The organism is Kitasatospora sp. NPDC059973 (assembly GCF_042737525.1).
In the GTDB taxonomy this organism is placed as follows: Bacteria; Actinomycetota; Actinomycetes; order Streptomycetales; family Streptomycetaceae; genus Kitasatospora.
The window spans coordinates 1-12,812 of sequence record NZ_JBHWUI010000205.1 but is presented as its reverse complement, the minus strand read 5'-3'; the positions used below and the strand labels follow the sequence as shown (position 1 = coordinate 12,812).

Here is a 12,812-nt window from a genome sequence, read left to right as displayed (position 1 = left end):
CCGAGGGTGAGCAGGTGGTGGGCGATGCGGTTGGCCCGCTCGTCGACCTCGGCGTAGGTCAGCCGGGTCTCGCCGGCGATGACGGCGATCGCGTCCGGGGTCGCGGCGGCCTGGGCTTCGATCAGGTCGACGGTCAGGCCCTGCGGCCAGTCGACCGGGTCGCCTGCGGCCCAGGTCGTGAGCTGGGCGCGCTCGGTCTCGGGCAGGTGGGAGAGGGTCGCGTCGCCGTTGGGGTCGGCGGCCATCGCCTCCAGGACCAGCCGGTAGCGCTCACCCAGGGAGTTCAGGTTCGCCCGGTCGATCGCGGTGCTCATGCTGTCGAGGTTGATTCGGCCGCCACGCACGATCACATTGAGGGCGAACGAGTTGGAGCCGTCGCCCATCGAGCCGTCCAGGTCGACGGAGTTCTCGTCGACGACGTGGAAGTCCAAGTACTCGAAGAGGACGGAGACCAGCTCGCCGGAGTTGCCGGCGGCGCGCTGGACGGCGGGCATCGGGTAGCGGCGGTGGGACCAGATGGCGGTCTCCGTCGCGTAGGTCCGCTCGACCAGTTCGCGCCAGGTCTTCGCGCCCCGAGTCGTCGGGAACGGCAGGGTGTTGAGGTGCATGCCGAGCACCCGGTCCGCGCCGGGCGCCTCCAGGCGGCCGTGGTAGACGACGCCCGTGTGGAAGGCGTCCTCGGCCGTCAGGCTGCCCATCACCTTGAGGTGCGCGGCCAGCAGCACGCTCTTCAGCGACGTCCTCGCCTCGGTGGCGAGACGACGCAGGCCGTCCTCGATGTCGGTGTAGGGCACCCGGGCATGCAGCTGCTCGACGCCGGCGTCCGGGGCGCCGAAGGAGGTCGGCAGGACCAGCGGGCTGTGGGCGTCGACGAGCTGCTGCCAGAAGGCCTGGGTCTGCGGGTCGGAGAGCGCGGTCTGCTCGGCGGCGATGAAGTCCGCGTAGCGGACCGACGGCACCTCGTAGACGGCCGGCTGCTCGCCGTTCCGCAGGCTGCGGTAGCAGGCGAGGATCTCCATCACCAGGGTGTGGTAGCTCCATCCCTCGGTGACGGCATGAATGTGACTGAACGTCAGACGCCAGGCCCGGTCGGACTCCAGGTGCACGGCGATGCGGACCAGCGGCGCGTCGGCCAGCTCGAAGCCCATGGCGCGCTCGGAGGTCATGAACTCCTGCTTGCGCGCCGCGATCTCCTCGGCGGCGAGCGCACGCAGGTCGTGGATCGCGACCGGGACGTCGGCGGTGGCGTGGACGAGCTGGAGGGGCTGGCTGTAGCCGTCCAGGTGCATCGAGGTGCGCAGGATGTCGTGCCGGGCCACCACCGTGTCGAGGGCGCGGCGGAACGTCGGTGCGTCGAAGGGGACTTCGTCGGGAACGAGGAAGGAGTTCAGGTTGTGGTAGGTGTTGCCGCCCTGCGCCGCGAGCATCTCCACGAGCATGCCGGTCTGGACCTGGGAGAGCGGGTAGGCGTCGACGACGTCGGCCGGGAGGGCCGTGCGGTCGTCCTCGCCGATGAGGGCGAAGGGCTGGACGGCGGTGATCAGGGACTCGCCGGTGCCGTCACCGATCCGGGCCGCGAGGGCGGCGATGGTGCGCTGCTGGAAGACGTCGGGGATGGTGATGTCGTATCCGGCGGCGCGGAGGGCTCCGACGAGGCGGACGGCGCGGATGGAGTCGCCGCCGAGGTCGAAGAAGCTGTCCTCGACACCGACCCGCGGCAGACCCAGGACCTCGGCCCACACGGCCGCCAGGCGCTCCTCGACCGGAGTACGCGGGGCGGTGTAGCCGCCGGTGGCGAACGCGTCCAGGTCGGGGGCGGGGAGGGCGCGGTGGTCGACCTTGCCGCTGTTGCTCAGCGGGACGGCGTCGATCGCCACGAACGCGCCCGGGACCATGTACTCGGGCAGGGTTTCGGCGAGGCGGGCCCGCAGCTCCCCCGCCTCCACCCGGCCGCCGGCGGGCACGACATACGCGACGAGGGCCTCGTCGTGGACGGTCACGACGGCCTGGCGGACCTGCTCCAGCCCGCTCAGGACCGTCTCGATCTCGCCCAGCTCGATGCGGTAACCGCGGACCTTGACCTGGCTGTCGATCCGGCCCAGGCACTCCAGACTGCCGTCCGCCAGGAACCGGGCCAGGTCACCCGTCGCGTACAGCCGCGAACCCGCCGCCCCGTACGGGTTCGGCAGGAACCTCTCCGCCGTGAGGTCCGCCCGGCCGTGGTAGCCCCGGGCCACCCCGTCACCGTCGATGAACAACTGACCCGTCACCCCCGACGGAAGCAGCCGCAGCCCCTCGTCCAGCACGTACAGGCCGGTGTTGGCCAACGGGTGGCCGATGCTCACCGCCCCCGCACCCGTAGGCACCTCCCAGAAGCTCGACCAGATGGTCGTCTCCGTCGGACCGTAGACGTTGACCACCCGCCGCGTGACCGCCGACAGGGCGGACGCCAGGTGCCCGGGCAACGGCTCGCCACCCGTCAGCGCGGTGACCGAACGCTCCTCGAAACCCGCCTCCAGCAGCAGCCGCCACGCCGACGGCGTCGCCTGCACGTGGGTCACCCGGTGGGCCCCGACCAGAGCGATCAGCGCCGCCGGATCCTTCACCTCATGGTCCCGCGCCAGCACCACCCGGCCACCCGTGACCAGCGGCAGGTGCAGCTCCAGACCCGAGATGTCGAACGACACCGACGTCGAGGCCAGCCACACCGAACCATCCGGCACACCCAGGTCGTCCCGCACCGACGCCAGCAGGTTGTGCAGCGCACCGTGCCCGATCATCACGCCCTTCGGACGCCCCGTCGAACCACTCGTGTACAGCACATACGCCAACTGCTCCGGAACCACTCCCGGCACGGCAAGGATCGGCGTCTCGTCGAGCACCACCGTGTCCAGGTCGATCCTGGTCCCGGCGAACTCCACCGACCGGCCGCTCACGGTGACCAGCACCGCCGCGCCCGAGTCCGCCAGCATGTAGTCGATCCGCTCACCCGGCAGCGCCGGATCGATCGGCAGATACGCGCCACCCGCCAGCCAGACGCCGTGCAGCAGCGGCACCAGATCCGCCTCACGCGGCAGGCACACACCCACCACGCTCTCCGGACCGACACCCGCCGCCCGCAACAGCGCACCGAACCGCGCCGCCCGCTCCGCCACCTGCCCGTACGTCAGCTCCACATCACCGACCACCACCGCGACCGCGTCCGGCGACTCCACGACCCGGGCCGCGAACGCCTCCGGCGCACTGACCGTCGACCACACCACCTCACGCCCCGGCGCGGACAACACCGCCACCTCGGCCCCGGACAACGGCACCACACGCGCGTCACCCTCCGGATCCGCCGCCATCGCCTCCAACACCGACCGGTACAACCCACCCAACCGCTCCAGGCCCTCGGCACCGAAGGCCTCGGTCGTGCTGCTGAGGTGGAAGCGCCCGTCACGGGTGATGACGGTCAGCCCGAACTCGTTGGCGCTCTCCCGCAGTTCGGCGGAGGTGTCGACCTCGTCGGCGTCCAGCTGGTGGAAGTCGTGGAAGTCGAACATCACGGAGACCAGCTCGCCGCTGCTGCCGGCGGCGCGCTGGATGGCGGGCAGCGGGTAGCGGCGGTGGGACCAGATGGCGGTCTCCGTCGCGTACGTCCGCTCGACCAGCTCACGCCAGGTCCTCGCACCCCGACTGGCCGGGAACGGCAGGGTGTTGAGGTGCATACCCAGCACCCGGTCCGCGCCGGGCGCCTCCAGGCGGCCGTGGTAGACCACGCCGGTGTGGAAGGCCTCCTCGGCCGTCAGGCTGCCCATCACCTTGAGGTGGGCGGCCAGCATGACGCTCTTGAGCGAGGTCCTCGCCTCGGCCGCGAGCTTGCGCAGCCCCTCCTCCAGGTCCGCGAACGGCACCTGCAGACCGGTCCGGCCGCCCGGCTCGCCGCCCCAGGTGGCGGGCAGGACCAGCGGGCTGTGGGTGTCGACGACCTGCTGCCAGAACGCCTGGGTCTCCGGGTCGGCCAGCGCGGTCTGCTCGGCGGCGATGAAGTCCGCGTAGCGCACCGGGAGCGGCGCCGGGGCGGCGGGCTCGCGGCCGTCCCGCAGCGCCTGGTAGTCGCCCAGGAGCTCCACCAGCATCGAGTTGACGGACCAGCCGTCGGTGATGGCGTGCGGGTAGGTGAGGGTCAGGTACCAGGACTCGTCGGACTCCAGGTGTGCGGCGACGCGCATCAGCGGAGCGGCCGTGAGCTCGAACGCGGCGGCGCGCTCGGCGGCGGCGAAGGCACGGCCGTCCTCGGCCTGCTGCTCGGCGGTCGAGCCGCGCAGGTCATGGACGGTGACCGGGATCCCGGCGGTCGCGTGCACCAGCTGGAGCGGCTGCGAGAACCCGTCCAGGTGCATCGAGCTGCGGAGCGTCTCGTGGCGCGCGGTGATCAGCTCGACGGCGCCGCGCAGGGCGTCCGGCGAGAACGCCTGGCGGTCCGGAAGGCGGAAGGAGGTGATGTTCTGGTAGACGTTCCGCCCGTGGGTCGCTGCCAGCATCTCGACGAGCATGCCGGTCTGGACCTGGGAGAGCGGGTAGGCGTCCACGGCGTCGGCCGGGAGGGCCGCGCGGTCGTCCTCGCCGATCAGGGCGAAGGGCTGGACGGCGGTGATCAGGGACTCGCCGGTGCCGTCGCCGACCGCGATGGCCATGGCGGCGATGGTGCGCTGTTCGAAGACGTCGCGGACCGTGATGTCGTAGCCGGCGGCGCGGAGGGCTCCGGCGAGGCGGACGGCGCGGATGGAGTCGCCGCCGAGGTCGAAGAAGCTGTCCTCGACGCCGACCTGGGGCAGGCCGAGGACCTCGGCCCAGACGGCGGCGAGGCGTTCCTCGACGGGGGTGCGGGGGGCGGTGTAGCCGGTGGTGGTGAAGGCGTCGAGGTCGGGGGCCGGGAGGGCGCGGCGGTCGGTCTTGCCGCTGCTGTTGAGGGGGATGGCGTCGAGGGTGACGAACGCCGCGGGGATCATGTATTCGGGGAGGGTGGCGGCGAGTTCGCGGCGCACGGTGGCGAGGTCGAACCCGGTGCCGGTGGTGCCGTCGGTGTCATCGGTGACGAGGTAGGCGAGGAGGGTGTCGTCGCGGACGATGGCGACGGCCTGGTGGATGTGGTCCAGGGCGGTGAGGGCGGTTTCGATCTCGCCGAGTTCGATGCGGTAGCCGCGCAGTTTGATCTGGTTGTCGATGCGGCCGAGGTAGTCGATGGTGCCGTCGGGGAGGTAGCGGGCGAGGTCGCCGGTGGCGTAGAGGCGGGTTCCGGCGGGTCCGTACGGGTCCGGCACGAACTGCTCGGCGGTGAGTTCGGGGCGGTTGAGGTAGCCGCGGGCGATGGCGGGGCCGCCGACGTGGAGTTCGCCGGGGACGCCGATGGGGACGGGGTGTCCGGCGGGGTCGAGGAGGTGGATGGTGAGGTCGGTGAGGCGGGTGCCGATGACGCTGCGGCGGGGGCCGGTGAGTTCGGCGGGGGTGACCTGGTGGAACGTGGCGTAGACGGTGGTCTCGGTGGGGCCGTACATGTTGACGAGGGTCGGGTTGGTCCAGCCGAACGTCCGGGTCCAGTCGGTGAGTTCGGTGACGTCGAGACGTTCGCCCGCGAAGATGACGGTGCGCAGGACGGTGCCGGTGCCGGTGCCGGTGCCGGTGCTCGTGGTGAGGGTGGTGGCGAGGGAGCGGAACGCGGAGGGGGTCTGGCAGAGCATGGTGATCTGCTCGGTGGTGAGCAGGTCGGTCATGTCCTGGGGGGAGCGGGCGACCATGGCGGGGACGACGACGAGGCGGCCGCCGTGGAGGAGGGCGCCCCACATCTCGTAGACGGAGACGTCGAAGGCGTAGGAGTGGAACAGGGCCCAGACGTCGTTCGTCGAGAGGGCCAGCTGGTCGCGGGTGGCGGTGAACAGGCGGGCGACGTTGGCGTGGGTGAGGCTGACGCCCTTGGGCCGGCCGGTGGAGCCCGAGGTGTAGATGACGTAGATCTGGTTGTCCGGACGCACGCCGGTCACGGGTGCGGTGGCCGGGCGGGCGTTGATCTCGTCCGCGTGGGCGTCGACGAACACACGGGTCCCGGTGAACTCCAGCTCGTCCAGGGCCGAGTGGGTGAGCAGGATCGGTGCCTTGGCGTCGGCGAGCATGTAGGCGAGGCGGTCGGCCGGGTTGGCCGGGTCGAGCGGGAGGTAGGCGGCGCCGGACTTCAGGATGCCGAGGAGGGCGGGGATGAGGTCGGGGCCGCGCTCCAGCGAGAGGCCGACGATCTGCTCGGGGCCGGCGCCGAGGGCGATGAGGTGGTGGGCGATGCGGTTGGCCCGCTCGTCCAGCTCCGCATAGGTGAGGCTCTGATTGCCGCTGGTCAGGGCGATGGCGTCCGGAGTGCGGGCGGCCTGGGCGGCGAACAGCTCGTGGACGCAGTCCTCCACCGGCTGCTCGACGGCGGTGTTCCAGGTGTCGAGCAGCAGCTCACGCTCCGCGGCCGGCAGGAAGTCGATCGCGGAGAGCCGGGCGTCCGGCGTCGCGGTGAGGCCGGCCAGCAGGTTCAGGTAGTGCGCGGCCATCCGCTCGATCGTGCCGCGGTCGAAGAGGGCGGTGGCGAAGCAGAGCCGGGCCTCCAGCGGCCCGTTCACGCCGTCGGTGATGTCCAGGGTGAGGTCGACCTTGGCGATCCGGTCGGCGGACTCGGGGCGCACGGTCAGGCCGGGCAGCTCGAAGGCGGGCGCCTGGTGCTCGCGGAGGATGAAGTCGACCTGGTACAGCGGCGTGCGCGAGAGGTCGCGCTTCGGCTGCAGCTCGTCGACGAGGCGGGCGAACGGTACGGACTGGTGCTCGTAGGCGTCCAGCATGGTGCGGCGGCCGGTCGCGAGCAGCTCGCGGAAGGTCGGGTCGCCCTGCCAGTCGAGGCGGTTGACCACGACGTTGATGCCGTAGCCGATCAGCCGCTGGAGCTCGGGGCGGGCGCGGCCGGAGACGGTGACGCCGACGGGGATGTCGGTGGTGCGGGTGTAGCGGGAGACCAGCGACTGGAAGGCGGTGAGCAGGACGACGAACCGGGTGACGTCGTTCTCGGCGGCCACCTGCTGGGCCCGCTCGGCGAGTCCGGCCGGGATCGTGAAGGTGACGGCGTCGCCGGCGGACTCGCGGCGGGCGGGGCGGGGGCGGTCGGTGGGCAGGTCGATGACCGGGACGTCGGACAGCCGGCCGCGCCAGTAGTCGAGCTGGCGGTCGAGCACGTCACCGCTCAGCTCCTTGCGCTGCCAGGCGGCGAAGTCGGCGAACTGGACCGGCAGCGGGGCGAGCGGGGAGGGCGCGCCGGCGGTGAACGCGGTGTACAGGGCGCCGAGTTCCTCCGCGAAGACGCCCATCGACCAGGCGTCGCACGCGATGTGGTGGAAGGTGACGACCAGGATGTGCCGGTCCTCGGCGAGGGCGAACAGCCGGGCACGGACCGGCCAGTCGCGCTCCAGGTCGAACGGGGTGACGATCTCCTGCTCGGCGAGCTCCCGGGCCCGCGCCTCGCGGTCCTGGACGGGGACGTCCGCCAGGTCCACGACGGGGAACGGCGGGGCCGCGGGAGCGTCGACGATCTGGACCGGCTCCTCGCCGGCCAGCAGGTAGCGGGTCCGCAGGATCTCGTGGCGGGCGACGATCTCCGTCCACGCCGCGCGCAGGGCGGCGCGGTCCAGCGTCCCGTCGAGCCGCAGCGCCAGCGGTACCAGGTACTCGGCGCTGTCGGGCTCCAGGCGGTTGAGGAACCACATCTGCTGCTGACCGAACGTGACGGGCAGCGGCTGGTCCCGATCAACCGTGGTGATCAGGGACCGGCGACCGCCCCGCTTGCCGGCCAGCCGGCGCCGCAGCAGCTCCTCGCGCTGCGCTGCCACGTCCTGCTTGGTCGACTTCATGTCGCCGGTGTTCATTCCTAGTTCTCCTTGGAGTTCGTGGCGGCGGCGCCGGCCGTGGCGGTGCTGGGGGCGAAGAGGTCCGACTCCGCGATCTCGGAGTCGCTCAGCTGCTCGATCTCGGCCCTGATCTGGTCCTCGATCGCCGCGGCCAGACGGCCGACGGTGGGCTGGGCGAAGACGGTGCCGATGGAGAGGTCGATGTCGAACTCGTCCTGGAGCTGGGAGGTCATGCGGATGGCCAGGATCGAGTGGCCGCCGAGCGTGAAGAAGCTGTCCTGCACGCCGACCCGGGGCAGTCCGAGCAGTTCGGCCCAGATCTGGGCGATCCGCTCCTCGGTGGGGGTGGTGGGCGGCTGGAAGCCGTCGTCCCCGGCGTCGATGTCGGGCAGGGCCCGGCGGTCGACCTTCCCGTTGGCGGTGAGCGGGATCCGGTCGATCACCGTGAGGGCCGACGGGACCATGTAGTCGGGGAGGCGCTCGGCGAGCGCGGCCCTGACCGGTCCGAGGTCGACGGGCCCGGTGCCGTCCGTGACCAGGTAGCCGACCAGCGACTTCTCACCGGTGGTGCTCTCCCGGACGATCACCACGGCGTCGCGGACCGGTGCCAGCTCCGACAGTACGGCCTCGATCTCTCCGAGTTCTATGCGGTATCCGCGCAGCTTGACCTGGGTGTCGATGCGGCCGAGGAAGGAGATGCTGCCGTCGGACAGCACCCGGGTCAGGTCGCCGGTGCGGTAGAGGCGGGAGCCGGCCGGGCCGTAGGGGTTCGGGACGAACTTCTCGGCGGTCAGCTCGGGCCGGCCGTGGTAGCCGCGGGCCAGGCCCTCGCCGCCGACGTGGAGTTCGCCGGCGACGCCGACCGGGACGGGCCGGCCGGACCGGTCCAGCACCAGGGCGGTGGTGTTGGGCAGCGGGCCGCCCAGCGGTACGGCGGCGGCCTGCGGCCGGTCGACGGGGTGCACGGTGGAGCCGATCGAGGCCTCGGTCGGTCCGTACTCGTTGATCAGCCGGCCGGGGCCGAGGGCCGTGAGCCAGCGGTTGGCGAGGCGGGCGGGCAGTTCCTCGCCGGCCACCAGGACCAGCCGGGCCAGTGCCGACATCCGCTCGTCGGTCAGCTGGTCGGTGAGCAGTTCGAGGTGCCCGGGGGTGAGCTTGACGAAGGCGTACGGCGCACCGGCCAGCAGCGTCTCGCCGAGGGTGGCGAGATCCAGGTCGGCGGGCAGGACGTGCACCGCGCGGCCGGTGATCAGCGGCACGTACAGGTTGGTGGCCGGCAGGTCGAAGGCGACGGAGCTGAACAGCGGGGCGCCGCCCTCGGTGCCGGTCAGGTCGCGGGCCGCCCAGCGCAGGTGGTTGGCCAGGCCGCGGTGGTGCACCATGACGCCCTTGGGGCGGCCGGTGGAGCCGGAGGTGTAGATCGCGTAGGCGAGCAGCTCCGGGTCCCCGGAGCGGGCGGGCCGCTCGGCCGGGCGGGCCTCGACGGCGGCGCGGTCGGCGTCCAGCAGGACGAGGGCGCCCTGGTGGCCCGCCGTGGCGGAGGCCTGGTCGGAGGTGGTGACGAGCAGCGGCGAGCGGCAGTCGGAGAGGACGTGGCGCAGCCGCTCGGCGGGCAGCGACGGGTCCAGCGGCAGGTAGGCGGCGTCGGCCTTCCAGATGCCGAGCAGGGCGGGGACGAGCTCCGGTCCGCGGGCCAGGCAGAGGCCGACGACGGTGTCGGGGCCGGCGCCCAGGGCGATCAGGTGGTGGGCGATGCGGTTGGCCCGCTCGTCCACCTCGGCGTAGGTCAGCCGGGTCTCGCCGGCGATCACGGCGACGGCGTCGGGGGTGGTCCGGGCCTGCTCCTCGAACAGGTCGAGGGTGGTGCCGGCCGGCCAGTCGGCGTGCTCGCCGGTGCCCCAGCCGGTGAGCTGCTCGCGGTCCCGCTCGGCCATGATCCCGGCGGCGGCGAGGGTGACGGCGGGCTCGGCGGTGACGGACTCCAGCAGGCGCAGGAAGTGGTCGGCCAGCCGCTCGACGGTGGTCCGCTCGAACAGCGCGTCGGTGTACTCGAAGGCGCCGCTCCAGGTGCCGTCGGCCTCGCTGCGGACGTAGAGGGTGAGGTCGGTCTTGGCGACCTGGCGGGCCGGGTGGAGGTAGTCGATGTCGGCGCGGTCGGGCATGCCGCCGATCAGCTGGCCGTCGTGCAGGTTGAAGGCGACCTGGTAGAGCGGGGTGCGGGACTGGTCGCGCTCGGGGCGCAGCTCGTCCACGATGTGCTCGAAGGAGAGGTTCTGGTGGGCGAAGGCCTCGCGGCAGACCACCCGGACCTTCTCCAGGGCCTCGGTGAAGGTCAGGCCCTCCGCCAGCCGGCAGCGCAGCACCAGCGAGTTGAGGAAGAAGCCGACGGTGCGGTCGACCTCGGGCCGGGTGCGGCCGGCGACCGGGGTGCCGATCACCACGTCCCACTGGCCGCTGAGCCGGGCGAGCACGGTGCCGAAGGCGGTCAGCAGCGTCATGAACGGCGTGGCCTCGCGGCTCTGGCCGAGGTCGGTGACCGCGGCCATCAGGCGCTGCGGGATGTCGAAGGTGACGACGTCGCCGTGCGGGTCGCGCTTGGCGGGGCGCGGGTGGTCGGCGGGCAGCTCCAGCGGGACGAGCCCGTCGAGCGCGGTGCGCCAGTAGTCGAGCTCGTCGGCCAGCCGCTCCTTGGAGTGCCACTCCTGCTGCCAGCCGGCGTAGTCGGCGTACTGCACCGGGACGGCGGGCAGCCGCGGGGTGACGCCGGCCCGCAGGGCGGCGCACAGCTGGTGGAACTCCTCCTCCAGGACGGCGGCCGACCAGCCGTCGCAGGCGATGTGGTGGATGGTGACGAGCAGCAGCTGCTCGTCACCATCGGCGGGGGTGCGGGCCAGGGTGGCGCGCCAGAGCCGGCCGGAGGCGAGGTCGAAGCCGGTCTCGAACTGCTCGCGGAAGAGCTCGACGATCCGCTCGCGGCTGCCTTCGGCGCACCGCAGCTCGATCGGCAGGGTTTCGCCGATCTCCTGGAGCGGTTCGCCGTCGACGACGGTGTAGCGGGTGCGCAGCGCCTCGTGGCGGTCGGCGAGGGTGTCGAGCACCAGGCGGACGGTGTCGGCCTCGACGTCCCCGGGCAGCCGCAGGAACAGCGGGGCGGTCCACTCCGGGCTGGGCTCCATGGTGTCGAGCAGCCAGATCCGGCGCTGGCCGTACGAGAGCGGCAGCGGCCGGTCGCGGGGCACCGGGGTGATGCCGGCGGCGGTCGGCCGGGCGTCCGCGAGCAGGGCGACCTGCTCCCGGACGGTGACCGCGCCGAACAGGTCGGCGAGCACGATCGGGGTGCCGGTGGCCGCGTGGAGGCGCTTGGCCAGCTCGGTCATGATCAGCGAGTAGCCGCCGAGCTGGAAGAAGTTGTCGTCCAGGCCGACCTGCGCCACCTCCAGCAGCTCGGACCAGATCCGGGCCACGGTCCGCTCGACGGCGGTCACGGGGGCGACGTGGGCGGGGCGGCCGGGCGCGGCGCCGGCGGGCGCGGCCTGCGGGCGGTCGGCCTCGTCGAGCAGTTCCAGGACGCCGTCGCCCTGCCAGCGGACCAGGTCGCCGGTGGCGTGCATGCGGCTGCCGGCGGTGCCGTAGACGGCGGGGCGCAGCCGCTCGGCGGTGGTGCGCGGGTCGTCGAGGTAGCCGGCGCCGGCGCCGAGGCCGGCCGCGTTCAGCCGGCCGGGGACGCCCGGCGGGACGAGGTCGCCGTACTCGTCGAGGACGAGCAGCGGGATCCGGTCGATCGGGCGGCCGAGCAGGGTGTCCGGGCCGGTGCGGTCCGGGTCGACGGTGTGGGCGGTCACCGCGAGGGCGCCGTCGAGCAGGTGGAGGCTGCACACTTCCTCGGCGCCGGCGGCGGTCAGGGCGCGCGCGGTGCCGGCGGTCAGCCCGGCGCCGGCGGCGAGCACCAGGCGGGGGGCGGTGCGGGGCCGCAGGTCGGCGGCGGCGAGCAGCGCGGGCGCGCCGGCCAGTACGGTGGCCCGCTGCTCGGCGGCGACGGCGGCGAGGCCGGCGGGGTCGGTCACCGGGACGGCGGTGGCCCCGGCGGCCAGCGCGGCGAACAGCGGGGCGAACCAGCCGTCGGTGCCGCCGGCGCAGAGCACCCGGTCGCCCGGCTCCAGGCCGAACTCCTCGACCACCCAGTCGATCTGGTGCAGTACGGCGGCCTGGTCGAGGACCAGGGTGCGGCCGGTGGCCGGGTCGTGGCGCAGCCAGGCGGCGTCGGTCGGCCCGGCGGGCCGGCCGGGGTGGTCGGCGGGCCGGTCGGCGAGGTCCCGCGCCAGCGCGCGGGGGCCGACGACCCGGGCGGCGCCGTGCCGCTCGGGCGCGTCCTCGTCCAGGGTGAGGACGAGCTCCACCCGGGCGGGCAGGGCGCCGAGCGGGAGGTCGGCGGGCAGGGGCAGGACGGCCGCGCCGGCGCGCCAGATGCCGAGGGCGGTCCGCGCGAACGCCGCCCCGGGGGAGAGGTGCACGCCGACGACGCCGCCGGGCGCGATGCCCGCCTCGGCGAGGAAGTGCGCCAGCCGGCCGGCGTGCTCGTCGAGCCGGCGGTAGTCGGCGCGGTCCTGGTGGTCGGACACGGCGATGGCGTCGGGAGCCCGGCGGGTCGAGCTCGCAATCAGGTCGTGCAGGGAAGGCCGCGGGGTCACGAGAGCTCCTCGCTCGGTGTCACGGTGGGGTGGGCGGTACGACGACGCGCGCTCTCCCGCGGCGGCCGGTGGGGGCCGCCGCGGGAGAGCGGGGTCGTTCAGTTGGCGGCGGCCTGGGCGGCCATCCGGGTGCGCAGGCTCAGCGGGCGCATGTCGGTCCACACCTCGCCGATGCGGGTGAGGCACTCCTGCTTGGTGCCGCCGGTGCCCTCGG

Annotated in this window: 2 protein-coding genes; both read right to left on the bottom strand. The window is 73.3% G+C overall.

All coding sequences use genetic code 11. The features are described from left to right. Positions 1-7,928, bottom strand: a 7,928-nt coding sequence (locus ACFWA9_RS34605) for an amino acid adenylation domain-containing protein (RefSeq protein WP_380392710.1), incomplete at its 3' end; no start/stop codon positions are given. Positions 7,929-7,930: 2 nt separating this feature from the next. Next, positions 7,931-12,598, bottom strand: coding sequence for an amino acid adenylation domain-containing protein (locus ACFWA9_RS34600; RefSeq protein ID WP_380392708.1), 4,668 nt, complete (start codon positions 12,596-12,598; stop codon positions 7,931-7,933). Positions 12,599-12,812: the final 214 nt, after the last annotated feature.